Annotated in this window: 25 protein-coding genes; 7 read left to right on the forward strand and 18 right to left on the reverse strand. The window is 72.0% G+C overall.

Features of this window, described 5'->3' with window-relative positions; all coding sequences use genetic code 11:
• Positions 1-9: 9 nt before the first annotated feature.
• From AC1DZC_RS03385 to AC1DZC_RS03425, 9 genes are all read right to left on the reverse strand, one after another.
• Positions 10-696 carry a lysophospholipid acyltransferase family protein gene (locus tag AC1DZC_RS03385; protein ID WP_477042246.1) on the reverse strand — a complete coding sequence of 229 codons (687 nt, stop codon included), beginning with the start codon at positions 694-696 and terminating at the stop codon, positions 10-12.
• Positions 693-1,403: a (d)CMP kinase gene (cmk, locus tag AC1DZC_RS03390; protein WP_477042247.1), complete on the reverse strand. Its 711-nt coding sequence runs from the start codon at positions 1,401-1,403 to the stop codon at positions 693-695. The genes AC1DZC_RS03385 and cmk overlap by 4 nt, the downstream gene beginning before the upstream one ends.
• On the reverse strand, positions 1,400-2,509 hold the full coding sequence (locus tag AC1DZC_RS03395; RefSeq protein ID WP_477042248.1) for a prephenate dehydrogenase: 1,110 nt from the start codon (positions 2,507-2,509) through the stop codon (positions 1,400-1,402). The genes cmk and AC1DZC_RS03395 overlap by 4 nt, the downstream gene beginning before the upstream one ends.
• A complete protein-coding gene (locus AC1DZC_RS03400) occupies positions 2,506-3,762 on the reverse strand; it encodes a pseudouridine synthase (protein ID WP_477042249.1) in 1,257 nt (418 codons plus the stop codon). The genes AC1DZC_RS03395 and AC1DZC_RS03400 overlap by 4 nt, the downstream gene beginning before the upstream one ends.
• Entirely contained in the window at positions 3,759-4,424 is a 666-nt protein-coding gene (gene scpB, locus AC1DZC_RS03405; protein ID WP_477038991.1) for an SMC-Scp complex subunit ScpB, read from the reverse strand. Before scpB ends, AC1DZC_RS03400 begins: the two co-directional genes overlap by 4 nt.
• Positions 4,421-5,320, reverse strand: coding sequence for a segregation and condensation protein A (locus AC1DZC_RS03410; RefSeq protein ID WP_477042250.1), 900 nt, complete (start codon positions 5,318-5,320; stop codon positions 4,421-4,423). Before AC1DZC_RS03410 ends, scpB begins: the two co-directional genes overlap by 4 nt.
• Complete coding sequence (locus tag AC1DZC_RS03415) at positions 5,304-6,119, reverse strand: ParA family protein (protein ID WP_477042452.1); 816 nt, start codon at positions 6,117-6,119, stop codon at positions 5,304-5,306. Before AC1DZC_RS03415 ends, AC1DZC_RS03410 begins: the two co-directional genes overlap by 17 nt.
• 115 nt (positions 6,120-6,234) lie before the next feature.
• Complete coding sequence (locus AC1DZC_RS03420; RefSeq protein ID WP_477042251.1) at positions 6,235-7,170, reverse strand: site-specific tyrosine recombinase XerD; 936 nt, start codon at positions 7,168-7,170, stop codon at positions 6,235-6,237.
• A 4-nt stretch (positions 7,171-7,174) separates the two neighbouring features.
• The gene (locus tag AC1DZC_RS03425; protein ID WP_477039271.1) at positions 7,175-8,101 is read right to left on the reverse strand and encodes a heme o synthase; all 927 of its coding nucleotides are present in this window, start codon (positions 8,099-8,101) and stop codon (positions 7,175-7,177) included.
• Between the two features lie 394 nt (positions 8,102-8,495).
• On the opposite strand from AC1DZC_RS03425, the gene tkt reads away from it, so the two are divergent.
• From tkt to AC1DZC_RS03455, 6 genes are all read left to right on the forward strand, one after another.
• Positions 8,496-10,661, forward strand: a complete 2,166-nt coding sequence (tkt, locus tag AC1DZC_RS03430; protein WP_477042252.1) for a transketolase — start codon at positions 8,496-8,498, stop codon at positions 10,659-10,661.
• A 63-nt stretch (positions 10,662-10,724) separates the two neighbouring features.
• Entirely contained in the window at positions 10,725-11,870 is a 1,146-nt protein-coding gene (tal, locus tag AC1DZC_RS03435) for a transaldolase (RefSeq protein ID WP_477042253.1), read from the forward strand.
• Entirely contained in the window at positions 11,867-13,408 is a 1,542-nt protein-coding gene (gene zwf / locus AC1DZC_RS03440) for a glucose-6-phosphate dehydrogenase (protein ID WP_477042254.1), read from the forward strand. The genes tal and zwf overlap by 4 nt, the downstream gene beginning before the upstream one ends.
• Entirely contained in the window at positions 13,405-14,322 is a 918-nt protein-coding gene (locus AC1DZC_RS03445; RefSeq protein ID WP_477038996.1) for a glucose-6-phosphate dehydrogenase assembly protein OpcA, read from the forward strand. Before zwf ends, AC1DZC_RS03445 begins: the two co-directional genes overlap by 4 nt.
• Positions 14,319-15,764, forward strand: coding sequence for a 6-phosphogluconolactonase (pgl, locus tag AC1DZC_RS03450; RefSeq protein ID WP_477042255.1), 1,446 nt, complete (start codon positions 14,319-14,321; stop codon positions 15,762-15,764). The genes AC1DZC_RS03445 and pgl overlap by 4 nt, the downstream gene beginning before the upstream one ends.
• A gap of 99 nt (positions 15,765-15,863) precedes the next feature.
• Entirely contained in the window at positions 15,864-16,634 is a 771-nt protein-coding gene (locus AC1DZC_RS03455; protein WP_477042256.1) for a DUF899 family protein, read from the forward strand.
• A 58-nt stretch (positions 16,635-16,692) separates the two neighbouring features.
• Here AC1DZC_RS03455 and AC1DZC_RS03460 read toward each other — a convergent pair whose 3' ends face one another.
• The 9 genes from AC1DZC_RS03460 to uvrC all read right to left on the reverse strand — a co-directional run bounded on the left by AC1DZC_RS03460 (position 16,693) and on the right by uvrC (position 25,816).
• Positions 16,693-17,040 carry an RNA polymerase-binding protein RbpA gene (locus tag AC1DZC_RS03460; RefSeq protein WP_034608687.1) on the reverse strand — a complete coding sequence of 116 codons (348 nt, stop codon included), beginning with the start codon at positions 17,038-17,040 and terminating at the stop codon, positions 16,693-16,695.
• 11 nt (positions 17,041-17,051) lie between these two features.
• A complete protein-coding gene (secG, locus tag AC1DZC_RS03465; protein ID WP_477038999.1) occupies positions 17,052-17,294 on the reverse strand; it encodes a preprotein translocase subunit SecG in 243 nt (80 codons plus the stop codon).
• Positions 17,295-17,480: 186 nt separating this feature from the next.
• The gene (tpiA, locus tag AC1DZC_RS03470) at positions 17,481-18,275 is read right to left on the reverse strand and encodes a triose-phosphate isomerase (RefSeq protein ID WP_477039000.1); all 795 of its coding nucleotides are present in this window, start codon (positions 18,273-18,275) and stop codon (positions 17,481-17,483) included.
• Between the two features lie 2 nt (positions 18,276-18,277).
• A complete protein-coding gene (locus AC1DZC_RS03475) occupies positions 18,278-19,477 on the reverse strand; it encodes a phosphoglycerate kinase (protein ID WP_477042257.1) in 1,200 nt (399 codons plus the stop codon).
• A gap of 129 nt (positions 19,478-19,606) precedes the next feature.
• On the reverse strand, positions 19,607-20,611 hold the full coding sequence (gene gap, locus AC1DZC_RS03480; protein ID WP_477039002.1) for a type I glyceraldehyde-3-phosphate dehydrogenase: 1,005 nt from the start codon (positions 20,609-20,611) through the stop codon (positions 19,607-19,609).
• A 227-nt stretch (positions 20,612-20,838) separates the two neighbouring features.
• The gene (whiA, locus tag AC1DZC_RS03485) at positions 20,839-21,819 is read right to left on the reverse strand and encodes a DNA-binding protein WhiA (protein WP_477039003.1); all 981 of its coding nucleotides are present in this window, start codon (positions 21,817-21,819) and stop codon (positions 20,839-20,841) included.
• Between the two features lie 48 nt (positions 21,820-21,867).
• A complete protein-coding gene (locus AC1DZC_RS03490; protein WP_477042258.1) occupies positions 21,868-22,848 on the reverse strand; it encodes a gluconeogenesis factor YvcK family protein in 981 nt (326 codons plus the stop codon).
• Positions 22,845-23,789, reverse strand: a complete 945-nt coding sequence (gene rapZ / locus AC1DZC_RS03495; RefSeq protein ID WP_477039005.1) for an RNase adapter RapZ — start codon at positions 23,787-23,789, stop codon at positions 22,845-22,847. Before rapZ ends, AC1DZC_RS03490 begins: the two co-directional genes overlap by 4 nt.
• The gene (gene uvrC / locus AC1DZC_RS03500; protein ID WP_477042259.1) at positions 23,786-25,816 is read right to left on the reverse strand and encodes an excinuclease ABC subunit UvrC; all 2,031 of its coding nucleotides are present in this window, start codon (positions 25,814-25,816) and stop codon (positions 23,786-23,788) included. Before uvrC ends, rapZ begins: the two co-directional genes overlap by 4 nt.
• A gap of 73 nt (positions 25,817-25,889) precedes the next feature.
• Here uvrC and AC1DZC_RS03505 point away from each other — a divergent pair, with 73 nt between their 5' ends.
• Positions 25,890-26,402 (forward strand): OsmC family protein, encoded by a 513-nt coding sequence (locus AC1DZC_RS03505; protein WP_477039007.1) that lies wholly within the window; start codon positions 25,890-25,892, stop codon positions 26,400-26,402.
• Position 26,403: the final 1 nt, after the last annotated feature.

The following is a 26,403-nucleotide window of genomic DNA, read 5'->3' on the forward strand; positions in this document are numbered from 1 at the left end:
CCGGGCACCCTACTCGGGCGTGCCGCTCCGCTCGCGCTGAGGGTCGTCGGTGGGCAGCGGGATGCCCGAGCGCGCCACGGCGGCCGCGACGACCTCCGCCAGCGCGATCCGGATCGCCTCGTTCGCCGCCTCGATGGCGACCTTGCCGGACATCCCGGGCGCGCGCTCGATGACCAGCGGCTCGCCGAACTCGATCGCGAGGCGTCGTCGCAACCCCGGGATCTTGTTCACGGACTCCCCCGTCCGTCGCGTGCCGAGCACCGCGACCGGCACGACCGGTGCGTGCCCGTTCAGCGCGAGCCACGCGATGCCGGCCCGCGCGCTCGTCGCGTCACCGCGGCCGCGGTTGCCCTCGGGGAAGACGCCCACGAGTCCGCCGCGCTTCAGCACGCCCAGCGCCTCCGTCAGGGCGGTCCGGCCACCCTCGCGGTCCACGGGGATCTGGCCGGCGGCGTGCAGGATCCACCCGATCGGTCCCCAGAACATCTCTTCCTTGACGAGCACGTGCGACGGCCGCGGCGCGACTCCGTGCAGCAGCGGGCCGTCGAGGATGCCGGTGTGGTTCGCGGCCATGAGCACGGGCCCGGTCGTGGGCACCTTCGAGGCACCCGTGACCGTCGTGTTCCAGACGACGCGCGCGAGGAACCTGCCGATCCACCGGGACCAGCGCGGCCCCCACACCGACGGGGCGCTCACGGCCGAGGGCCGACTTCGGTCTCGACGACCTCCAGCACCGCCTGCACCGTCTCCTCGAAGTTCAGGTGCGACGAGTCGACCGTCACCACGCCGTCGGCGGCGACGTGGAACTGCACGACCGTCGAGTCGTCGCGATCGCGGCGCAGCACCTGGTCCTTGGTGGCCTCGACCGCCGCGGCATCGGCCGTGCCGTGGACGTCGCGAGCGCGGCGGGCCAGCCGGGCCTCCTCGCTCGCGGTCAGCAGCACCCGCACGTCGGCGTCGGGCGCGATCACGGTGGTGATGTCGCGACCTTCCGCGACGATCCCCCGCCCCTGCGAGAACGAGTCGGGCTCTTTCGAGGCCGCGATGGCGTCGCGCTGCAGCCGGGCCAGGAGCGCGCGCACCTCGAGGTTCGTCGCGATCGCGCTGACGACGGCGGTGATCTCGGTCGTCCGAATCGCCTCGTGGACGTCGACGCCGCCCACGTGCACCGTCGGGTGCGCGGGGTCCAGGCCCATGACCAGAGGAAACCCGTCCACCGCGGCGGCGACCGCGGCGTGGTCCGTCAGGTCCAGCCCCTGCTCCACGCACCACCAGGTGGCCGCGCGGTACATCGCGCCGGTGTCCAGATAGGCCAGCTCGAGGGCGCTCGCCACGGCCCGGGACACGCTGGACTTGCCGGAACCCGAGGGCCCGTCGATCGCCACGACAACGGTCGTGCTCAACTCACCAGTCTCCAACCGCGGGCCGTGAGCTCCGCCTCCAGGTGCTCGACGCTGCCGGGCAGCACCGAGATCTCCGCCATGCCGACCGGTCGTCCGGCCGCGTGCTCGAGGTGCAGGTCCTCGAGGTTGACCCCTGCAACGCCCACGTCGGTGAGCAGCCGTGCCAGCTCGCCCGGGGCGTCCGGCACGAGCACGGTGACCACGGCGTACGTGCGCTGCGCCCCACCGTGCTTGCCGGGGATCCGCGCGACGCCGGCGTTGCCCTCGCTGATGGCCCGCGCGATCGCGGAGAGCGCTCCGAGCTCGACCGTCTCGGGTCCGTCCGCCTTCGCGGCGTGCGAGAGGGCGTCGATCACGGCGTCGAGGTCCGTGCGCAGCCCGACGAGAACCTCGTGCACCGCGGCCGCGTTCGCCGCCAGGATCGAGGTCCACAGCGCGGGGTCCGAGGCGGCGAGGCGCGTGACGTCCCGCAGGCCCTGCCCGGCCAGGCCGAGCGCCTCGTCGTCCGCGTCGCGCAGGCGTGCGGCCACCAGGCTCGCGGCGACCTGAGGCACGTGCGAGACGGCCGCGACGGCGGCGTCGTGGGCGTCCGCGTCCATCGCCACCGGCACCGCGCCGAGGTCGACGGCGAGCGAGCGGACCGCCAGCACGGCGTCGGGTCGCGACGAACCCGAGTCGGCGATCACCCACGGTCGTCCGAGGAACAGGTCGGGCACCGCGGCGCTCGGACCGGACCGCTCACGGCCGGCCATCGGGTGCGAGCCGACGTACCGGGTCAGGTCGGCCCCGGCGGCGCGCAGCTCGGCAAGCACGTAGCCCTTCACGCTGGCGACGTCGGTCACGACCGCGTCGGGATACGCCTCGAGCTCGGCGCGCACCACGTCGGCGGTGACGTCCGGCGGGGCGGCGACGACGATGATCGCGGGCGGCAGGTCGCCGGCAGACGCGGGGCGTCCCGCACCGACGTCGCGGGCGAGCGCCAGCGCCGTGCGGGACGGGTCGTGCAGGACGACGTCGACGCCCTGGGTGGTCAGGGCGAGCCCGACCGACGTGCCGAGCAGCCCGGTGCCGACGATGCGCACCGGCCCACGGGTCGCCAGGGTCACATGCCCACCCGAACCATCAGGGAGCCCACCTCGGTCTTCGACAGGACGCGCGTGCGGCCGGTCTTCAGGTCGCCGAGCCGGATCGGGCCGATCTGCGTGCGGACCAGGCCGGTGACCGGGTACCCGGCCTCCTCGAAGATGCGCCGGACGATGCGGTTGCGCCCCTCGTGCAGCTCGACCTCGACCAGGCTGGCCTGCGGGGTCGTCTGCACGATCTGGAACTTGTCCAGCTTGGCCGGCCCGTCCTCGAGCTCGATGCCCTTGAGAAGGCGGCCGCCCAGGGAGTTGGTGACGCGACCCTCGAGCTGGACCAGGTAGACCTTGGGCACCGCGTGGGCCGGGTGCGCCAGCCGGTTGGCCAGCTCGCCGTCGTTGGTCAGCAGGATCAGGCCCTCGGTCTCGGCGTCGAGCCGGCCGACGTGGAACAGGCGCTCGGTGCGGTCCTGGACGTACTGGCCGATCGACGGGCGGCCCTCCGGGTCGTGCATCGTCGAGACGACGCCCTTGGGCTTGTTCAGCGCAATCGTGACGATCGAGGTGTCCAGCTGCACGCGCAGGCCGTCGACGTGGATGACGGCGCTCAGGGGGTCGACTCGCACGCCGAGCTCGCGGACGACGTTGTTGTCGACGGTCACGCGACCGGCCGAGATGAGGTCCTCGCAGGCGCGGCGCGAGCCGAGGCCGGCCGCGGCGAGCACCTTCTGCAGGCGCACGCCGTCGGGGTCGTGGACGTCGATCGTGACCTCGGGGACGCGCTGGCGCGGCGGTCGTGCCGGGGTGCGGGACCGGCTGGCGCCGGCCGGAGCGCTGCTGCGCGGGTAGCCCGACTTCGCGCGCGGAGCACCACCGCGCGACGAGCTCGGAGCACCACCGCGCGACGAGCCACCGGTGCTCGCCCCACCACGCGACGAACCTCCGGTCCCGGCCGCGCCCCGCGAGGCGCCGCCGCCGGTAGAACCGCGCGACGAGCCGCCGCCCGACCCACCGCTGCTGCGGTAGCCGTCGCCGCCGCCCGTGCTCCCCCGGTAGCCCTCGCCGCCGCCCGAGCCGCGGTAGCCGCCGGAGCTTCCGCCGCGCGAGCCGCCGCCGCTGCTGCCGGAGCCGGAGCTGCGCGAGCCGCCGGAGCTGGGCTTCGAGCCGCCGCTGCGGCTCGCGCCCGACCCGCCGCTGCGGCCCTGACCAGAGCTCGAGCCTCCGGACCGTCCGCCGGTCGACCCGGTACCTCCCGAGCGTGGTGCCTGCGGGGTCATCATCTGTCTCCGATCGCCTGGTCGACGCCGTCGAAGGCATCGATGTCCGGCAGGTAGGGCGCGAGCGGAGGCATCTCGTCCAGGCTGGACAGCCCCATCCGCTCCAAGAAGTATCCCGTGGTCGAGTACAGGACCGCACCGCTCGACGGGTCGGTGCCGACCTCGGCCACCAGCCCGCGGGTGGTGAGGGTGCGCACGACGCCGTCGACGTTCACGCCACGCACCGCCGAGACCTGCCCGCGCGTGACGGGCTGTCGGTACGCGATCACCGCGAGGGTCTCCAGCGCGGCCTGCGTGAGCCGCGCGGTCTGGCCGTCGAGCACGAACCGGCCGACCACGTCCGCGTAGACCGGTGCCGAGTAGATCCGCCACCCGTCGCCGGCCCGCCGCACCTCGAAGCCACGGGGACGGCCACCGTGCTCGCCGCGGTACTCGGCGGCGAGCGTCTGGAGCAGCTGCTCGACGCGGTCCGTCGGGAGCGCGAGGACGGTGGCGAGGCGGATGGCCGGGATCGGCTCGTCGGCCACCATGAGGACGGCCTCGAGGGCGGACAGGGCGCCGCCGGGCAGGTCGTCGACGTCGAAGGCGAGCTCGTCGGCGGCAGCGGCGTCGACCCCGGGGTCTGCAGCGGCCACGACGGCCTCGTCGGTGGTCGGCTCTGTCATGCGTCCTCCTGCGGCGCCTCGTCGGGCACGGTCTCGATGGTGGTGTCGAGCTGGTCGAAGTCGTCGGACACCTCGATGTCCCCCTCGGCCGAACCCGTCCAGCGCACGGTCAGCTCGCCCAGGGGCGTGACCTGGTCGAACGCGACGGCACCCTCACGGAACAGCTCCAGCAGCGCGAGGAAGCGGGCCACGACGACGATCGTCGCGTCGGCATCCGCAGTCAGGGCACGGAACGACATCGCGCCGCCGTGCCGCAGCCGGTCGACGAGCACCGCGGCCTGCTCGCGCACGCTGACGGCCGGTGCGTGCAGGTGGCTGATGTCGACGCCGGGCGCGGCTGCCCGCGGCTGCTCCGCCTTCGCGGCGAGCGCGGCGAGCTCCTCGGGACCGATCTGCCAGACGAGCTCGGGCAGCAGGGCGGCGAGGTGCGGCTCGAGCGTCACCAGGCGCGGGAACCGGCGACCCTCGGTGGAGAACCGCTCGGCCAGGTCGGCCGCGACGAGCTTGTAGGCGCGGTACTGCAGCAGTCGGGCGAACAGCAGGTCGCGGGCCTCGAGGAGCTCGATGTCCTCCTGGTCCTCGACGTCGGCCGACGGCAGCAGGCGGGCCGCCTTGAGGTCGAGCAGCGTCGCGGCGATGACCAGGAACTCGCTCGCCTGGCCGAGGTCCCACTCCTTCTCGGCGGCGCGCAGGTACCCGATGAACTCGTCGGTGACCTGCGCGAGCGCGACCTCGGTGATGTCGAGCTTGTGCTTGGCGATCAGGCCCAGCAGCAGGTCGAACGGCCCGCTGAAGTTGCTCAGGTGGACGTTGAAGGCTTGGGTCCCCGCGGGCGCGCTCGCACCCGGGGTCGACTCGGAGAGCGGGGCCGCGCGCTCGTCAGGCGGCGTCGCCACGGGCGACGAGCTCACGTGCCAGCTGCCGGTAGGCCGCCGCACCGGAGTGCGTCGGGGCGTACGTGGTGATGGGCTCGGCGGCCACCGTCGCGTCGGGGAACTTCACCGTGCGGCTGATGACCGTGTGCAGGAGCGCGTCCCCGAACGCCTCGTGCACCCGCGCGACGACCTCGCGGGCGTGCAGCGTGCGGGGGTCGTACATCGTCGCCAGGATGCCGTCGAGCTCGAGACGAGGGTTGAGCCGGTCGCGGATCTTGTCGATCGTCTCGACCAGGAGCGCGACGCCGCGCAGCGCGAAGAACTCGCACTCGAGCGGGATGAGGACGCCGTGCGCGGCGGTCAGGGCGTTCACCGCGAGCAGGCCCAGCGACGGCTGGCAGTCGATGAAGATGACGTCGTAGTCGTCGAGGACCGGTCGCAGCGCGCGCGCCAGCACCGTCTCCCGGGCCACCTCCCCCACCAGCTGCACCTCGGCGGCGGACAGGTCGATGTTCGCGGGCAGCAGGTCCAGGTTCGGCGTGGCGGTCTGCTGGATCAGCGTGTGGATGTCCGCGTCCCGCTCCATGAGCAGGTTGTAGACCGTTCGGTCCAGCTCGTGCGGGCTGATCCCCAGGCCGACCGACGCGGCGCCCTGCGGGTCGAAGTCGACGATCAGCACCTTGCGCCCGTACTCGGCGAGCGCGGCACCCAGGTTGATCGTGGTGGTCGTCTTGCCGACGCCACCCTTCTGGTTGCACAGGGCGATCACACGGGCGGGACCGTGCGAGGCGAGCGGAGCGGGGTCCGGGAACTCAGGCATCGGCCGCCCGACGGCGTCGAGCTGGGGGTCGGTCGTCTGCTGGCTCACCACGCCGCACAACCTACCGGAGCCGATGCCCCCGGCGCCGCGCGACAGACCGTGGGCGCCACAACGCTCATCGGGCGCGGGGGTGGGACGCGGCGTACACCTCGCGCAACGTGTCCGGCGTCACGAGCGTGTAGATCTGCGTGGTCGTCACGGACGCGTGCCCGAGCAGCTCCTGGACCACCCGCACGTCCGCGCCGCCGGCCAGCAGGTGCGTCGCGAACGAGTGCCGCAGCGTGTGCGGGGACACGTGCTCCGCACCGGCGAGCCCGGCCCTCTCGGCGGCGGACCGCAGCACCGCCCAGGCGCTCTGCCGGCTCAGCCGCGCACCGCGCGTGTTCAGGAACAGCCCCGGCGACCCGCCCTTGCTGCCGGTCGCCAGCCCCGGCCGACCGCGGACCAGGTACGCGTCCACGGCCTCCAGCGCGAACGTGCCGACGGGCACGACCCGCTCCTTGCGGCCCTTGCCGAACAGCCTGACCGACGCGAACCCGGGCGTCCGGTCGAGGTCGTCGACGTCGAGGCCGACAGCCTCCGAGATGCGGGCGCCGGTGCCGTAGACGAGCTCGAGCAGCGCCCGGTCGCGCAGCGGGACGGGTCCGTCGCCCAGCCCGGCCGCGTCCAGCAGCCGCTCGACGTCGTCGACGGAGATCGCCTTGGGCAGGCGCTTGGGCTGCGCCGGCGGACGGACCGCGCTGGCGGCATCCGTGCCGGTCACGCCGTCCAGCAGCAGGAACCGGTGCCACCCCCGCACGGCCACGACCGACCGAGCAGCCGACGACGCCGACAATGCGGTCCGTCCATCGGTTCCCGTCCGGACGGCCAGGAGGTAGTCCTCGACGTCGCGCTCACGGATCAGCCCCGGGTCGTCGCAGCCGCGGGAGGCGAGGAACGCGACGTACCGGGAGAGGTCGCGCCGATAGGCGAGCAGCGTGTTGGTGGACAGGCCCCGCTCGACGGTGAGGTGGGCCAGATAGGTCTCGAGGGAGACCTCGATGGTCGTCACGGCGTCAGAGCGGCAGGAACACGTCCACTGCCAGCGCGATCGACAGCAGCGTGAGGTAGGTGATCGACGCGTGGAAGACGGTCATCGCCTTGAGCTTGCCGCGGGTGGGGTCCTCGGCGCGGCGCAGCAGGCTGATGTTGGTCCACAGGAACCAGATGCCGAGCCCGGTCGCGACGACCCCGTAGACCCAGGTCATGCCCTGCACCGGCCAGATCAGCAGGGAGCAGGCGATCATCGCCAGCGTGTAGCCGATCATCTCCCGCGCGACCTTGGTGTCCTTGGCGACGACCGGGAGCATCGGGACGCCCGCGGCGGCGTAGTCCTTCTTGAACTTCATCGACAGCGGCCAGTAGTGCGGCGGCGTCCAGAAGAAGATGACGCCGAACAGCAGCACGGCCGTCCACGAGAGGCCACCGGTCACCGCGGACCAGCCGATCAGCACCGGCATGCACCCCGCGGCGCCGCCCCACACGATGTTCTGCGGGGTACGACGCTTGAGGATCATGGTGTAGCCGACGACGTAGATCAGGATCGCGGCCGCGGTCAGCCAGGCCGACGCGGGATTGACGACGAGCCACAGCCAGGCGAGCGAGAACACGCCGAGCGCGGTCCCGAAGATCAGCGCCGCCCGCGGGCTGACCTCGCCGGTGACCAGCGGACGCCGCTTGGTGCGGTTCATGATCTTGTCGATGTCGCGGTCGAGGTAGCAGTTCAGGACGTTGGCCGACCCGGCAGCCGCGGCACCGCCGACGAGCGTCGCGAGCACGAGCCCGAGCCCCGGCCAGCCACCGGCCGCGAGGATCATCGTCGGGACGGTCGTGACCAGCAGCAGCTCGATCACGCGCGGCTTGGTCAGCGCGACGTAGGGGCCGACGACACGGCGGACCCGGTTCGTCGGGACGGACGTGGTGACCGCCGGCGAGCCGTGCAGCGGGCCGACAGCGGCCTGGTCGTCCGACGCTCCGGCGTCTTCGACTGACAGAGGGCTGCTGAGGCGCACGCGCTGCGGTTTCCGTTCGTGTCCGGCGGGGGTTATGTCGCGCAGCCATGCTACGGCCTGCACCTGGCGCCGGTGCGACAGGCCCGCCCGATTCGTCGCGGACCACGTGTGAGATCGGTCGCTCGGGCGGGTACGTGACCACCGGCACATGCGCGGTCCTGGTCACGCCCGGCGAGCATGGTCACGTGCGCTATAAGGTCGAGATGCACGGTCCGACGACCGCCGCGAAGGCGCGACGCCGACCCTGCCCGGCAGCCCGTTGTGGCTGCTTGATCTCGTCCGACACGTCACCCGGCCGCCTCGGTCAGGGTGGGAATGAGGTGCGGTGAACGCGAAGGCTCCCCTGGCGCAGACGGTCGGTTGGACCGATCTTGACGTGAAGGCGGTGGACACGGTCCGTGTCCTGGCCGCAGACGCCGTCGAGAAGGTCGGCAACGGCCACCCGGGGACGGCGATCAGCCTGGCCCCCGCCGCCTACCTGCTCTACCAGAACGTGCTGCGGCACGACCCTGCCGACCCCCACTGGCTAGGACGGGACCGCTTCATCCTGTCGGCGGGCCACTCCAGCCTCACGCAGTACATCCAGCTCTACCTGGCGGGCTTCGGGCTCGAGCTGTCCGACCTTGAGGCCCTGCGTACGTGGGGCTCCAAGACCCCCGGCCACCCCGAGTACAAGCACACGACCGGCGTCGAGATCACGACCGGCCCGCTCGGTCAGGGCCTCGCGTCCGCGGTCGGCTTCGCGATGGCCGCCCGCCGTGAGCGCGGCCTGCTCGACCCCGAGGCGGCACCGGGCACCAGCCCGTTCGACCACTTCGTGTTCGTCATCGCCTCCGACGGCGACCTGCAGGAGGGCGTCACCAGCGAGGCGTCGTCGATCGCCGGCACCCAGGAGCTGGGCAACCTCATCGTGCTGTGGGACGACAACCACATCTCGATCGAGGGCGACACCGAGATCGCGTTCACCGAGGACGTCGTCGCGCGCTACGAGGCCTACGGCTGGCACACGCAGTTCGTCGACTGGACCGCCGGGCCCGACGGCTATGTCGAGGACGTCGACTCGCTGCACGCCGCGATCGAGGCCGCCAAGGCCGTGACGGACCGCCCGTCGTTCATCGGCCTGCGCACGCTGATCGCGTGGCCGACGCCCGGCAAGACGAACGAGCACTCGGCGCACGGCTCCAAGCTCGGCGGCGACGCCGTGCGCGGCCTGAAGGAGGTCCTCGGGTTCGACCCCGACCGGTCCTTCGACGTGGACCCCGAGGTGCTCGCGCACACGCGTGGGCTGAGCGAGCGCACCGCGCCGGTCAAGGCCGCGTGGCAGGAGTCGTTCGACGCCTGGCGCGCCGCCAACCCGGACAGCGCCGCCCTGCTCGACCGGCTCGTCGCGGGCGGGCTGCCCGACGGCTGGACCGACGCGCTTCCCGTGTTCCCCGCCGGCAAGTCGGTGGCCACCCGTGCGGCTTCGGGCGAGGTCCTCTCGGCGCTCGCCTCGGTGCTGCCCGAGCTGTGGGGCGGCTCGGCCGACCTCGCCGGCTCGAACAACACGACCATGAAGGGCGAGCCGTCCTTCCTCCCGGCCAAGCGCTCCACCACCGAGTTCGCCGGCGACCAGTTCGGCCGCACGCTGCACTTCGGCATCCGCGAGCACGCGATGGGCTCGATCCTGTCGGGCATCCGGCTGCACGGCCTGACCCGGCCGTACGGCGGCACGTTCTTCACGTTCAGCGACTACATGCGCGGGGCCGTTCGGCTCGCCTCGCTCATGGGTGTGCCGGCCGTCTACGTGTGGACGCACGACTCGATCGGTCTCGGCGAGGACGGCCCGACGCACCAGCCGATCGAGCACCTCGCCGCGGTCCGTGCGATCCCCGGCCTCACGGTCGTCCGGCCCGCCGACGCCAACGAGACGTCCGCGGCCTGGAAGGCCACGCTCGAGCACACCACCGGCCCCGTCGCCCTGATCCTCACCCGGCAGAACGTCCCGACGTTCCCCCGCGGCGAGGACGGCTTCGCGTCCGCGGACGGCGTCGCGCGCGGTGCGTACGTGCTCCTCGAGGCGAGCAAGCCCACGCCGTCGGTGATCCTCATCGCCACGGGTTCCGAGGTCCAGCTCGCCGTCGAGGCCCGCACGATCCTCGAGGCCGCCGGTGTGGCCACGCGCGTCGTGTCCGCGCCGTCGCTCGAGTGGTTCGCCGAGCAGGACAACGCGTACCGCGAATCGGTCCTGCCGTCCACGGTGCGCGCCCGCGTCTCCGTCGAGGCCGGCATCGCGCTCTCGTGGCACAAGATCGTCGGCGACGCCGGCCGGTCGGTGTCCATCGAGCACTACGGCGCCTCGGCCGCGGCGGAGAAGCTGTTCGAGGAGTTCGGTTTCACGGCCGAGCACGTCGTCGCGGCCGCGCACGAGTCCATCGCGGCGGCGAACAGCGGCCCCGCCAACACACCCGGGCTGCCGCTCGCGAGCGGCACGGGCGACCAGCAGGTCTGAGTCTGACCGGACGCGCCGGCCCCGGGTCGACCGGGGCCGGCGCTCGGATGAAGGGGATCGACCATGGCACGGAACAGCACCCCTCTGGCACGGCTGGCGGACGCGGGAGTCGCGATCTGGCTGGACGACCTGTCGCGCGAGCGACTGCGCACCGGGAACCTCGCCGAGCTCGTCTCGGACAGCGGCGTGGTCGGTGTGACCACCAACCCGTCGATCTTCGCCGCCGCCCTGTCCAAGGGCGACGCCTACGACGCCCAGCTGCGTGAGCTCGTGGCCGCAGGCGTCAGCGACGTGGACGACGCGGTCTTCACCATCACGACCGACGACGTGCGGCAGGCGGCCGACGTCCTGCGCCCGGTGTACGACCGCACCGACGGCGTCGACGGGCGCGTCTCCATCGAGGTGGACCCGCGGCTCGCCAAGGACACCGATGCCACCATCGCGTCGGCGAAGTCGCTGTGGGCGACCGTCGACCGGCCCAACGTCTTCATCAAGATCCCCGCGACGGTCGAGGGTCTCCCGGCCATCACCGCCGTGCTCGCCGAGGGGATCAGCGTCAACGTCACGCTGATCTTCTCGCTCGACCGGTACCGCGCGGTCCTCAACGCGTTCGAGACCGGCCTAGAGCGCGCAGCGGCCGCCGGGCACGACCTCGCGCCGATCGCGTCCGTGGCCTCGTTCTTCGTCTCCCGCGTCGACACCGCGATCGACCCGCTCCTCGACGAGCTCGGCACCCCCGAGGCCGCGGGCCTGCGCGGGACCGCGGCGATCGCGAACGCCCGGCTCGCCTACGGCGTCTTCGAGGAGGTCGTCGCCTCGGACCGCTGGCGCGCGCTCGCCGCGGCCGGCGCCCATCCGCAGCGCCCGCTGTGGGCGTCCACCGGCGTCAAGGACAAGGCCTACCCCGACACGCTCTACGTGGACGAGCTGGTCGTCGCGGGCGTCGTGAACACCATGCCGGAGGCCACGCTCAAGGCCGTGGCCGACCACGGCGGCGACGGCAGCGACACGGTCACCGGGACACAGGAGGCCGCGCAGTCGGTCATCGACCGGCTCGGCGGCCTGGGCATCGACATCGACCAGGTCACCCAGCAGCTGGAGGACGAGGGCGTCGAGAAGTTCACCACCGCGTGGGGACAGCTGCTCTCGACGGTGTCCGACGGCCTCGCGGCCGCCGCGAAGCAGATCGAGTCGGGAGACGCCAGGTGAGCCCCAGCAAGGTCAGCGCCGGGAACAACCCGCTCCGCGACGCACGGGACCGACGACTCCCGCGGATCGCGGGGCCCTGCGGCCTCGTGATCTTCGGGGTCACCGGTGACCTCGCGCGCAAGAAGCTCATGCCGGCCGTGTACGACCTGACCAACCGCGGGCTGCTCCCGCCCGGGTTCGCGCTCACGGGCTTCGCCCGGCGTGACTGGGCGACGCAGGACTTCGCGAAGATCGTGCACGACTCCGTCCGCGAGCACGCCCGCACGCCGTTCCGCGAGGCGACGTGGCGTCAGATGGCCGAGGGCATCCGGTTCGTGCAGGGCACGTTCGACGACGACGACGCGTTCGACCGGCTGCGGGAGACCGTCGAGGAGCTCGACGTGAACCGCGGCACCGGTGGCAACCACGCGTTCTACCTCTCGGTCCCGCCGAGCTCGTTCCCCGTGGTGTGCAAGCAGCTCGCCCGGTCGGGCCTGTCGCAGCCGGCCGAGGGCACGTGGCGCCGCGTCGTCATCGAGAAGCCGTTCGGTCACGACCTGGCCAGCGCGCGCGAGCTGAACGACATCGTCTCGGACGTCTTCAACCCCGACGACATCTTCCGGATCGACCACTACCTGGGCAAGGAGACGGTGCAGAACCTGCTGGCGCTGCGCTTCGCCAACCAGCTGTTCGAGCCGATCTGGAACGCCAACTACGTCGACCACGTCCAGATCACGATGGCCGAGGACATCGGCATCGGCGGGCGGGCGTCGTACTACGACGGCATCGGCGCGGCGCGCGACGTCATCCAGAACCACCTCATGCAGCTGCTCGCGCTCACGGCGATGGAGGAGCCCGCGTCGTTCGAGGCGGACGGCCTGCGCGCCGAGAAGATCAAGGTCCTCTCGGCGGTCAAGGTCCCCCGCGACATCGGCAAGCACACCTCGCGAGGGCAGTACGCGGCCGGCTGGCAGGGTGGCGAGAAGGTCGTCGGCTACCTCGAGGAGGAGGGCTTCGACAAGGAGTCCACCACCGAGACGTTCGCCGCGATCCGCGTCGACATCGACAACCGCCGCTGGGCCGGGGTGCCGTTCTACCTGCGCACCGGCAAGCGCCTGGGCCGACGCGTCACCGAGATCGCCGTCGTCTTCAAGCGCGCCCCGCACCTGCCCTTCGAGTCCACGGCGACCGAGGAGCTCGGCAAGAACGCGCTGGTCATCCGCGTGCAGCCCGACGAGGGTGTCACCCTCCGGTTCGGCGCCAAGGTGCCGGGGACCGCGATGGAGGTCCGCGACGTCACGATGGACTTCGGGTACGGCCACGCGTTCACCGAGTCCTCCCCCGAGGCCTACGAGCGGCTGATCCTCGACGTCCTGCTCGGCGACCCTCCCCTGTTCCCGCGGCACGAGGAGGTCGAGCTCTCCTGGAAGGTGCTCGACCCGATCACCGCCTACTGGGCGGCGCACGGCAAGCCCGACCAGTACCGCTCGGGCACCTGGGGACCCGAGTCGGCGGACAAGATGATGGCGCGCGACGGACGAGCCTGGAGACGGCCATGATCATCGAGATGCCAGCGACGACCACCCGTGACGTCAACAAGCGGCTGCTCAAGGAGCGTGACGAAGGCGGGGCGATCGCTCTCGGCCGGGTCCTGACGCTCGTCGTGTCCGTCGGCGACCACGACCCGGAGGAGGCGATCGAGGCCGCGAACGACGCCAGCCGCGAGCACCCGTGCCGGGTCATCGTCATCGCGAACGACGTGGCCGACAAGGAGTCGAACCTCGACGTGCAGATCCGGCTCGGCGGCGACGCGGGTGCCAGCGAGGTGCTCGTCCTGCGCCCGTCCGGCGCGCTCGAGCGGCACCTCGACACGCTCCTGATCCCTCTGCTGCTGCCCGACGCCCCGATCGTGGCCTGGTGGCCGTACGAGGTGCCCGCCAACGTGGCCGAGGACCCGATCGGTCGCATGGCGACCCGACGGATCACCGACTCGACGCAGGTGCTGCACCCGTCGGCCACGCTCAAGCAGCTGGCAGAGACCTACGTCGCGGGAGACACCGACCTCGCCTGGACCCGCGCAACCCTCTGGCGCGGCCTCATCGCGGCGACGCTCGACCAGCCGCCGTTCGAGCCGGTGCACAAGGCCGTGGTGGTCGGGCAGTCGAACCACCCGTCGGTCGACCTCATGGCCGCCTGGCTGGCGCAGTCGCTGCGCTGCCCGGTGGAGATCGAGCGCGTCAGCGAGGCGCTCGCCATCACGCAGGTCCGGCTCGAGCGGACCTCCGGTGACATCGTCCTGGACCGGCCCGACGGCAAGACGGCCGCGCTGCACCAGCCCGACCAGCCGGAGCACCGCATCGCCCTGCCCATCCGCCAGCTGCGCGAGTGCCTGGCGGAGGAGCTGCGGCGCCTCGACGCCGACGAGGTCTACGGCGAGGTGCTGCAGAAGGGGCTTGCGAGGCTCCAGGCGTGACCGGCCCGCGCTTCCCCGCGCACGCTCCCCGCGACGTCGTGGTCCACCCCTCCGCCGAGGTCCTCGCGGAGGCGGTGGCCGCACGTCTGCTCACGCGCCTGGTCGACCTCCAGTCGCACCGGTCGCCGCTGCACGTCGTCCTGACCGGCGGCACCGTCGGCATCGCCTCGCTGCGTGCCGTCGCGGCGAGTCCGGTGCGCGACGCCGTCGACTGGTCGGGCGTGCACCTGTGGTGGGGCGACGAGCGGTTCGTGCCGGACGGCCACGCCGACCGCAACGAGACCCAGGCGCGCGAGGCGCTCATCGACGCGCTCGGCGACGCCCTGCCCGCCGAGAACGTGCACCCGATGCCCGCGCTCAGCGACGAGGTCCCGACGCCCGAGGTGTCGGCGTCCCTGTACGCCTCGGAGCTGGCGGCGGCCGGCGACCCCGCGTTCGACGTCCTGCTGCTCGGCATGGGACCCGACGGGCACGTGGCGTCGCTGTTCCCGGGTCACGAGGCGCTCGGTGCCCAGTACTCCACGACCGTCGGCGTGCACGGCTCCCCCAAGCCGCCGCCGCTGCGGGTCTCGTTGACGTTCGACGCGATCCGGGCCGCCCGTGAGGTGTGGGTCGTGGCCGCAGGCGCCGAGAAGGCCGACGCGGTCGCGTCCGCCCTCGGCGGTGCGTCGGTGACCGTGATGCCCGCGGCGGGCGCCGTGGGCACCGAGCGCACCCTCTGGCTGGTCGACGCCGCAGCGACGGCCGCGCTCGCCACGGCCGAGGCCCCGCCCGCCGGGCTGGCCAAGGACCTCTGGACGGCCGTCGACGACTACTTCGGCGTCCTCGTGCCCGAGGACGTCGCGCTCGTGGACACGCGCGCGAGCGCCGTCTCCGCCGGGCTGCCGGACATCGCCGTCGCCCCCAACCAGGGCAAGCTCCTTCACCTCGTGGCCCAGGCCGTCGGCGCGCGCCGGATCCTCGAGATCGGCACGCTCGGCGGGTACAGCACCGTCTGGCTCGCCCGCGCCCTGCCGGCGGACGGGTCGCTGACGACGCTCGAGATCTCCCCGGAGCACGCCGCGGTCGCCGCGGACTCCCTGGAGCGCGCCGGGCTCGGCGATGTCACGCAGGTGCTCGTCGGACCGGCCATCGAGACGCTCGACCGGCTGATCGCCGACGGCACCGAGGCGTTCGACCTGGTCTTCATCGACGCCGACAAGGAGTCGATCCCGCGGTATCTCGGGCAGTCGCTCGAGCTGACGCACCCCGGGTCGCTGATCATCGTCGACAACGTCGTGCGCGGCGGCGGGGTCCTCGACCCCGACCACCCGGACGGGCGGGTCCAAGGCGTGCGCACGATGGTCGACCTGCTCACGGACAACCCCAGCGTCGACTCGACCGTGATCCAGACGGTGGGCGCCAAGGGCTACGACGGGTTCGCCCTGCTGCGCGTCCTCTGACCGCCCTTCCTGTTGCGATGTGGTCCGACCGTGTCGAAAGTCGGTACGGGTGGACGTCGTAGAACGACGCCACTCGTACCGCGACACCGGAGGACAACCATGACGACCACGCCCACCCAGCCGAGTGCCCGCCCGCCCGTCGTCGACCTCGCCACCTGGCAGGCCGCCCGCGACGAGCTCCTCGTCCGCGAGAAGGCGCACACCCACGAGGGCGACGCGATCGCCGCCGCTCGCCGCGGGCTGCCCATGGTCGAGCTCGACGGCACGGCCCAGGTCGTGGGGCCGGATGGTCCGGTGCCGTTCCTCGATCTCTTCCAGGGCCGCGACGAGCTCCTCGTCTACAAGCACATGTGGCACGACGGTGCGCCGCACCAGGGGCAGTGCGAGGGGTGCACGGTGTCGGCCTGGCACCTGCGGGACGCCGTCTACCTCAACGCCCGGGGCGTCTCGTTCGCCATCCTCACCGAGGGCCCGTGGAACGAGGTCGAGCCCTACCTGGCCTTCATGGGCTACACCCAGCCGTGGTTCTCCGTGCGCGGGCTGGACGCGCCCGTCGGCGGTGACATGGGGATGTTCAGCTGCTTCCTGCGCGTCGGCGACCGCGTCTTCATGACGTACGACACCACGGGCCGCGGCACCGAGCCGGCCAGCGGGTCGTTCGCCCTGCTCGACATGACGCCCTACGGCCGCGGCGAGGCGTGGCAGGACACCCCCGACGGCTGGCCCGAGGGCGACGGCCCCTGCTGGTACTGGCGCATCGACGTGGATGGCAACGGAACGTGGGGCGGGACGGGTCGACCTGCGCCGCAGTGGACGCGACCCGGCGCGACGCCCGAGACCACGCTCGGCCGGAACGGGCACCACCACTGACGACGCCGGACATGACGAAGGGCCCGGCGCCATTGCCGGGCCCTTCGTGGTCCGTCGGTCAGCCCCCGCGCTTGGCGCGCAGTGCCGCCAGGGCCTCGTCGAGGATCGCCGCGCCGTCCTCGTCGGAACGCCGCTCCTTCACGTAGGCCAGGTGCGTCTTGTACGGCTCGTTCTTGCTGGGGGACGGCGGGTTCGCCTGGTCCTGGCCGGCGGGGAACCCGCAGCGCGGGCAGTCCCACGTCAGCGGTGCCTCGAGCGCGGCCTCCTCAGCGAAGCTAGGACGCGTCTCGTGCCCGTTGGCACACCAGTAGGACACCCAGATCCGGGGAGCGGTGTCGCCACGCTCCGCCTCGCCCATCGGTCCGGCTCCGACTCGCGACCCCCTGATCGCACTTCCGCTCGCCATTGCCGACCGCCTCAGACCGTGCGCTCGAGAAGACCGAGCAGGATGATGATGACCGTCCAGAGGAGCGCCGTCCCGACCGTGATGCGGTTGAGGTTCCGCTCCGCGACGCCGGAGCTGCCGGCGCTGCTGGAGATGCCGCCGCCGAACATGTCGGACAGGCCACCGCCCTTGCCCTTGTGCAGCAGGACGAGCGGGATGAGCAGGAGGCTGGTGAGCACCAGCAGCACCTGGAGTGAGATACGCAAGGCGTCCACGTCGGTGTCGGTTCCTTACTGGGGAGGGCACGTCACGGGCTGACTGGCCTGCGACGCTGCGGTTGACCGCGGTACAGGGTAGGCGACGAGCGGCCGCAAAGCCACCATGCCACCGGCACGGCCCCCGCCCGGACGAATCGGACCGTCACGGTCCGGAACGAGCGGGGGCCACGCCGCGCGCTCGGATCAGAGACCGACCGCGTGCGACTGGTAGCGCGCGATCGCGGCGAACTCGTCGGGGTCGAGGCTCGCGCCCCCGACCAGCGCACCGTCGACGTCGGGCTTCGCCATGATCGACGCGACGTTCGACGACTTCACCGAACCGCCGTAGAGCACGCGGACCGCGTCGGCCGTCTCGGCGTCGTACAGCTCGGAGATCCGCGTGCGGATCGCCTCGCACAGCTCCTGCGCGTCCTCGGGCGTCGCCGTCTCGCCCGTGCCGATGGCCCAGACGGGCTCGTAGGCGACGACGATCGTCTTGACCTGCTCGGCCGTCAGACCGGCCAGGGCGCCGTCCAGCTGCGCGAGCGTGTGCGGGACGTGCTCGCCCGCCTTGCGGACCTCGAGCGGCTCACCGACGCACAGGATCGGGACGATGCCCGAGCTCAGCGCGTTGAGGACCTTCTTGTTGATGAGCTCGTCGGACTCGTCGTGGTACTGCCGACGCTCCGAGTGGCCGACCGCGACGTAGGTGACGCCGAGCTTGGCCAGGAACACCGGCGAGATCTCACCGGTGTAGGCGCCCGACTGGTACGCCGAGCAGTCCTGCGCGCCGTAGACGAGCTCGAGCTTGTCGGCGTCGACCAGCGTCTGCACGCTGCGCAGGTCGGTGAACGGCGGCAGCACCGCCACCTCGACCTTGGAGAAGTCGTGCTTCCCGTCCCGCAGCGCCCACGCGAGCTTCTGCACGGTGTGCGTGGCCTGGTGGTGGTCCAGGTTCATCTTCCAGTTGCCCGCCATCAGCGGGATGCGAGTCGCCACGATCAGTCCTCCAGAACCGCGATGCCGGGGAGCGTCTTGCCCTCGAGGAACTCGAGGCTCGCGCCACCACCGGTCGAGATGTGTCCGAACCCGGCCTCGTCGAAGCCGAGCGTCCGCACGGCAGCGGCGGAGTCGCCACCGCCGACGATGGTGAAGCCGCCGTTGGCGCCGGCGTCGATCAGGGCCTGCGCCACGGCACGGGTGCCGCCGGAGAACGCCTCGAACTCGAACACGCCGGCAGGACCGTTCCAGACGACCGTCTTGGCGTCCACGATCTTGCTCGCGAACAGCTTGCTCGAGTCGGGGCCGATGTCCAGGCCGATCTTGCCGTCGGGGATCGCGTCGGCGGCCACGACGAGGGCCGGGGAGTCCGCCTTGAACTCGTCGGCGACGACGATGTCCGTGGGCAGGACGATCTCGACACCGGCCGCCTCGGCCTGCGCCAGGTAGCCCTTGACGGTCTCGATCTGGTCCTCCTCGAGGAGCGAGTTGCCCACCGGGTAGCCCTTGGCCGCGAGGAACGTGAACAGCATGCCGCCGCCGATGAGCAGGCGGTCCGCCTTGGTCAGCAGGTTCGCGATGACACCGAGCTTGTCGGAGACCTTCGAGCCGCCCAGGACCACGACGTACGGGCGCGCCGGGTCGTCGGTCGCCTTGCGCAGCGACGCGACCTCCTTGAGCACGAGCGAGCCGACCGCGTGCGGGAGCACGAGCGCGACGTCGTACACCGAGGCCTGCTTGCGGTGTACAACACCGAAGCCGTCGGAGACGTACACGTCGGCCAGCTCGGCGAGCTCGGCGGCCAGGGAGGCGCGCTCCTCGTCGACCTTCGACGTCTCGCGAGGGTCGAACCGGATGTTCTCGAGCAGGGCGATCTCGCCGTCCTGCAGCGCGGCGACCGTCGCCTTGGCGGAGTCTCCGACGACGTCGCTGGCCAGCGCGACCGGCTGGCCGAGCAGCTCGGAGAGGCGGTCGGCGACGGGCTTGAGCGAGTACTTGTCCTCGGGCGCGCCCTTGGGGCGGCCCAGGTGGGCGGTGACGACGACGCGGGCGCCGGCGGACAGCAGTGCCTGGAGCGTCGGGAGGGCGGCGCGCACGCGGCCGTCGTCGGTGATCGTCGTGCCGTCGAGCGGCACGTTGAAGTCGGAACGGACCAGTACGCGCTTGCCGCGCAGGTCTCCGAGGTCCTCGATGGTCTTCATCTGTTCTCCTAGCTCGAGCGGTGGGGCGGCCCAGACACGACAGCGTCCGCGTGCGCCGGGGCCGGTGGGCCGGGGCGCACGCGGACGCTGGACGTCAGTCGTGAAGCTCGTCGTCAGGCATGGACGAGGTCAGAGACGCTCGCCGACGTACGTGGTGAGGGCCACGAGGCTGTTGGAGTAGCCCCACTCGTTGTCGTACCAGGCGATGATCTTGACCAGGTCGCCGCTCACCTTGGTGAGCTTCGAGTCGAAGATGCTCTGGTGCGGGTTGGTGACGATGTCGCTCGAGACGATCTCGTCCTCGACGTACTCGAGGATGCCCTTGAGCGGGCCGTCGGCGGCGGCCTTGACAGCCGCGTTGACCTCGTCGACCGTGACCTCGCGCGAGGCGGTGAAGGTCAGGTCCGTGGCGGAGCCGGTGATGACCGGCACGCGCAGCGCGAAGCCGTCGAGCTTGCCCTTGAGCTCCGGGAGGACGAGCGCCACGGCCTTGGCCGCGCCGGTCGACGTGGGGACGATGTTCTGCGCGGCCGCACGGGCACGACGCAGGTCCTTGTGCGGACCGTCCTGGAGGTTCTGGTCGCCCGTGTAGGCGTGGATCGTGGTCATGAGACCACGCTCGATGCCGATCGAGTCGTTGAGCGCCTTGGCGACGGGCGCCAGGCAGTTCGTGGTGCACGACGCGTTCGAGATGATGTTGTGCGCGGCCGGGTCGTAGTCCGTGTGGTTCACACCGACGACGAACGTCGCGTCCTCGTTGGACGCGGGGGCCGAGATGATGACCTTCTTGGCGCCGGCGGCGAGGTGCGCCTTGGCCTTCTCGGCGTTGGTGAAGAAGCCGGTCGACTCGATGACGATGTCCGCGCCGAGCTCGGCCCAGGGAAGGTTCGCGGGGTCGCGCTCCTCGAGGGCACGGATCTTCTTGCCGTCGACGATGATGTTGTCGTCGTCGTAGCTCACGCTCAGCGGGAAACGACCGAGCACCGTGTCGTACTTCAGCAGGTGCGCGAGCGTCTTGTTGTCCGTCAGGTCGTTGACTCCGACGATCTCGATGTCCGCACCGGACGCCACGATGGCCCGGTAGAAGTTGCGACCGATACGGCCGAAGCCGTTGATGCCGACCTTGATGGTCACTTGCCCTCCTCGGCAGCGCCGACGGGGGGCCGGCGCACACATGTTGACGATGGGTTCCGCACGCCGCTGTGCGTTCCGACCGCTACCCCGCCCACCCGGACCGTGCCTGGCACGTGGCCTGAGCACAGCACGAACGCACGTGTGGCGATCGGATAAGACGACCCTATACCCGTGACGACGGTCACGCGGACACCGTCCGCCGGGACCAAAGACCCTTTCTCGGGGCCCTAGAGATCGAGCAGGTCCGGGCTCAGACCGGCCTCGGTGTCGGGGATGCCCAGGTCGGACGCCCGCTTGTCGGCGGTCGCCAGGAGGCGACGGATCCGGCCGGCCACCGCGTCCTTGGTGAGCGGCGGGACGGCGAGCTTGCCCAGCTCCTCCAGGGAGGCCTCCTTGTGCGCGAGGCGCAGCTCGCCCGCCTCGCGCAGGTGCTCCGGCAGCTCGTCGCCGAGGATCTCGAACGCGCGCTCGACGCGGGCTCCGGCGGCAACCGCCGCCCGGGCCGACCGGCGCAGGTTCGCGTCGTCGAAGTTGGCCAGCCGGTTGGCGGTGCCGCGCACCTCGCGACGGACGCGGCGCTCCTCCCAGAGCAGCATGGTCTCGTGCGCACCGAGCCGCGCCAGCATCGCGCTGATCGCGTCACCGTCGCGGATGACCACGCGGTCCACACCGCGCACCTCGCGAGCCTTGGCGGCGATGCCGAGCCGGCGGGCGGCGCCGACGAGCGCGAGGGCGGCCTCCGGTCCCGGGCACGTGACCTCGAGGGCCGACGAGCGTCCGGGCTCGGTGAGCGAGCCGTGCGCGAGGAACGCGCCACGCCAGGCGGACTCCGCCTCGGCGACGCCCGCGGACACCACCTGCGGCGGCAGACCACGCACCGGGCGTCCGCGGTTGTCGAGCAGACCCGTCTGCCGGGCCAGCGACTCGCCGTCCTTGACGACGCGCACGACGTACCGGCTGCCGCGGCGCAGTCCGCCGCCGGAGACGACGATGATCTCGCTCTCGTGCCCGTAGACCTCCGAGATCGCCTGCCGGAGCCGGCGGGCAGCGATGCCCGTGTCCAGCTCCGCCTCGATGACGATCCGCCCCGAGATGATGTGCAAGCCGCCCGCGAACCTCAGGGTGGCCGAGACCTCGGCCTTCCGTGAGGACGTCTTGTCCACCTTCAGACGGGCGAGCTCGTCCTTCACCTGTGCCGTCAACGCCATGGCTGCATCCTGCCATCCGGGACAGCCGTCCGGGACCGCTCGGGGCAGCTAGTCCGACGGGGTTCCGACGTCCCCGAGGAATCCTTCGACCACGTCGGAGTACGCGCCGGCCAGTCGCAGCGGGTCGTGGCGAGCGGTCCCGTCCCCCCGGCTGACCTGACGGAGCAGCAGACGTGCTCCCAGGTCGGCGGCGCGGGCCGACAGCGCGGAGACGTCCTCGACGGCCGTCGGATCGGCGACGACCGCGTCGACCGACAGCTCGGGGGCGTGCGTGCGCAGGACCTCCAGGTAGTCCTCGGCGCGCATGCCCGCCGTCTCCCCCGATTCACCCGACGCGAGGTTGAGCGTCAGGATCGTGCGTGCCCTCGTTCGGCCCAGCGCCTCGCGCAGACCGGGCACGAGCAGGTGCGGGAGCACGGAGGTGTACCAGGAGCCGGGTCCCAGCACGATCCAGTCGGCCGCGCCGATCGCGTCGACGGCCTCCGGGCAGGCGGGCGGGTCGGCCGGGTCCAGCCGGAGGCTCTCGATGGTCCCGCTGGTGACGGCGACCGCGCTCTGGCCGACGACGAGCGAGCGGTTGCCGGCCGCGTCGACGACGTCGGCCTCGATCCGCAGCGGCACCGACGTCATCGGGAGGACCCGGCCGCGGGCGCCGAGCAGCCTGCCCACCCAGTCCAGACCCTCGACGGTGTCGCCGAGCTGCTCCCACAGGGCGACGATCAGGAGGTTCCCGACGGCGTGCTGGTCGAGGTCGCCCGACGAGCGGAACCGGTGCTGCAGCAGGTCACGCCACGTGCGACCCCACTCGGAGTCGTCGCACAAGGCGGCCAGAGCCATGCGCAGGTCGCCGGGCGGGAGCACGCCGAGCTCCTCGCGCAGCCGGCCCGAGGAGCCACCGTCGTCGGCGACCGTGACCACCGCGGTGATTCGGTCGGTCATCAGGCGCAGCGCGGACAGCGACGCGGACAGGCCGTGGCCCCCGCCGAGCGCGACGACCGCGGGTGACGAGCTGCCTCTCGAGGCCCTCATTCCTTGCCGAGGTCGCGGGCCGAGACGGCGACGTGGTGCCCCTGGTCCCGCAGCCGGGCGGCGATCGCCTCGCTGATGGCTACGGAGCGGTGCTTGCCTCCCGTGCACCCGACGGCGATGGTCACGTACCGCTTCTCCTCGTTCAGGTACCCGGCGAGCACCGGCTCGAGAGCGTCGACGTAGCGGTCGATGAACGTCACCGCTCCGGGCAGCCCGAGCACGTAGTCGCGGACCGGCGCGTCGCGGCCGGTCAGGTGCCGCAGCTCGGTGATCCAGTACGGGTTGGCCAGGAAGCGCACGTCGACCACGTGGTCGGCGTCCAGCGGCAGGCCGTACTTGAAGCCGAACGACAGGACCGACACCTGCAGGACGTCCTCGCCGGCGGTGGTGACGACCGTGCGGACCTCGCGGGCCAGGTCGTGCACGTTGAGCTCGGACGTGTCGATGAGCGTGTCCGCGCGCTCCCGCAGGTCGACCAGGGCCGCACGCTCCGCGGCGATGCCGTCGAGGATCCGTCCCGAGCCCTGGAGCGGGTGCGGCCGGCGCACCTGCTCGAACCGGCGGACGAGGACCTCGTCGGACGCGTCCAGGAAGAGGATCCGGTAGTCGACGCCCGACTCGCGCAGGCCCTCGAGCACCGGGGCGAGGTCGCGGAAGAACTCGCGGCCGCGGACGTCGATCACCGCGGCGAGCCGCTGCGCACGGCCGGCCGCGGCCCCGCTGGTGAGCATGCCGACGAGGTGCGTGAGCATCTGCGCCGGCAGGTTGTCGATCACGTACCAGTCGAGGTCCTCCAGCACCGCGGCCGCGCGCGAACGTCCCGCGCCGGACATGCCGGTGATGATCAGGACCTGCGGCTGGACCAGGTGCGGTGCCTCGGTCGCCGCCTCGAGCGCGGGTATCCCTGCAGGCACCGTGATCGGCGAAGGCTCGTCGCTCATGCGTCCAGCATGCCAGCCGGCGCGCTCACCTGGTCCGACGCGCCCGGCTGGGGCGCGCCCTGTGTCGGGTTGAGGGCCGCGACGACGGCGGCGGCCGTCCGCTCCCCCATCCCCTGCACCGAGGCGATCTCCTCGACCGACGCCGCCCGCAGCCGCTTGACCGAGCCGAACTGCCGCAGCAGCGCGGCCTGCCGGGCGGGACCCAGACCGGGCACGTCGTCGAGCACCGACGTCGTCATGCCCTTGCTCCGCCGCTTGCGGTGCGTCGTGATCGCGAACCGGTGAGCCTCGTCGCGCAGCCGCTGGAGCAGGTACAGGCCCTCCGAGGAGCGCTGCAGGATCACCGGGTACTCCTCGCCGGGCAGCCAGACCTCCTCGAGCCGCTTGGCCAGCCCGCAGAGGGCCACGTCGTCGATCCCGAGCTCCGCCATCGCCGCCGCGGCGGCCGCCACCTGCGGCGGACCGCCGTCGACCACGACGAGGTTGGGCGGGTAGGCGAACCGGACCGGCCTGCCCGTGACCTCGTCGATCGGGCCCGAGCGCACCAGGTGGTCGTCGTCCTCGTCGCCCGTGTCGAGCTCGACGTCGCGGGAGTCCGCGCGGTCGGCGAGGTAGCGCTTGAACCGGCGGGTGATCACCTCGTGCATCGCCGCGGTGTCGTCGCGGGCACCCTGACCCTCGGGGCCACGGATGTTGAACATCCGGTACTCGCTCTTGCGCGCCAGGCCGTCCTCGAACACCACCATCGACGCCGACTGGAACGTCCCCTGGTTGTGCGAGACGTCGTAGCACTCGATGCGCAGCGGTGCCGACGAGAGGTCCAGCGCCTCCTGGATCTCCTGCAGCGCCTGGCTCCGCGTGGTCAGGTCCCCAGCCCGACGGGTGCGGTGCAGCACGAGGGAGTGCTCCGCGTTGCGCAGGACCGTCGCAGCGAGCTCGCGCTTGTCTCCCCGCTGGGGCACGCGGACCGAGACCCTGCTGCCGCGCAGCCCCGCGAGCCACGCCTGCACCTGCTCGACGTCCGGAGGCAGCACGGGCACGAGCACCTCGCGCGGGACCGCCGACGAGCCGGCCCCACCGTCGCCAGACGCCTCGCTGCCGTAGATCTGCTGCAGCAGGTGCTCCACCAGCTCGGCGTCCGTGACGTCCTCGACCTTCTCGACCACCCAGCCCCGCTGACCGCGGATGCGGCCGTCGCGGACGTGGAACACCTGCACCGCGGCCTCGAGCTCGTCGCCGGAGAGGGCGAAGATGTCCGCGTCGGTGCCGTCGGCGAGGACGACCGCGTTCTTCTCGGTCGCCTTCTCGAGCGTCTGGATGTCGTCCCGCAGCCGCGCGGCCTGCTCGTAGTCGAGCTCGTTGGCCGCCTCCTTCATTCGCGTGGTCAGGCGACGCGTGAACTTGGCCGTGTCCCCCGCCATGAAGTCGCAGAAGTCCTGCGCCAGAGCATGGTGGTCGTCCGGCGAGATCCGCCCGACGCACGGCGCCGAGCACTTGTCGATGTACCCGAGCAGGCACGGCCGCCCCTGCTGCTTGGCGCGCCGGAACACGCCCGCCGAGCACGTGCGTACCGGGAAGACACGCAGCAGCAGGTCGACCGTCTCGCGGATCGCCCACGCGTGCGCGTACGGCCCGAAGTAGCGGGTGCCCTTGCGCTTGGCGCCGCGCATGACCTGCACCCTCGGGAAATCGTCGGCCATCGTCACCGCCAGGTACGGGTACGACTTGTCGTCGCGGTACTTGACGTTGAACCGCGGGTCGAACTCCTTGATCCACGAGTACTCGAGGGCCAGCGCCTCGACCTCGGTGCCGACGACCGTCCACTGCACCGACGCCGCCGTCGTCACCATCTGCTGGGTGCGCGAGTGCAGGCCGGACAGGTCCTGGAAGTAGCTGGACAGGCGCTGCCGCAGGCTCTTGGCCTTGCCGACGTAGATGACGCGGCCGTGCTCGTCGCGGAAGCGGTAGACCCCGGGCTCGTCGGGGATCTCCCCCGGCGCGGGACGGTAGGTGGCGGGATCAGCCATGCGTTCGAGCCTAGTTCGGACTACTGACGTCGGTGACCGGACGGGACACCCCGGGCGCGGCTACCGTGGGGCGATGGGCCCCCTGCACACGTACTCGGTCGACGTCACGTGGACCGGCGCCGGCGCCACCGGGACGTCGAGCTACACCGCCTACAGCCGCGACCACGAGGTGCGGATCGGCTCCAAGCCGCCGCTGCTGGGCTCGTCGGACCCCGCGTTCCGAGGCGACCCGTCTCGGTTCAATCCCGAGGAGCTGCTCGTCAGCGCGCTCGCGCAGTGCCACATGCTCTGGTTCCTGCACCTCGCGTCGGCCGCCGGTGTCGTGGTCGTGGGGTATGAGGACAGCGCCGTCGGCACCATGCGCATCGAGGCCGCCGGGCAAGGCCAGTTCCGCGAGGTCGTGCTCCGACCGCGCGTCACCGTGGCGCCCGGCGCGCACCTTCCCGAGGGCGGCGCGGTGACCGACGCCGTCCTCGGCGGGATCCACCACAAGGCGCACGAGCACTGCTTCATCTCGCGTTCGGTGAACTTCCCCGTCCGGCACGAGCCCGTACCCGTGCGGATGGCGCAGGCCGTCCCGCGCTGAC

It is taken from the genome of Cellulomonas sp. P2_B4, from assembly GCF_056404795.1.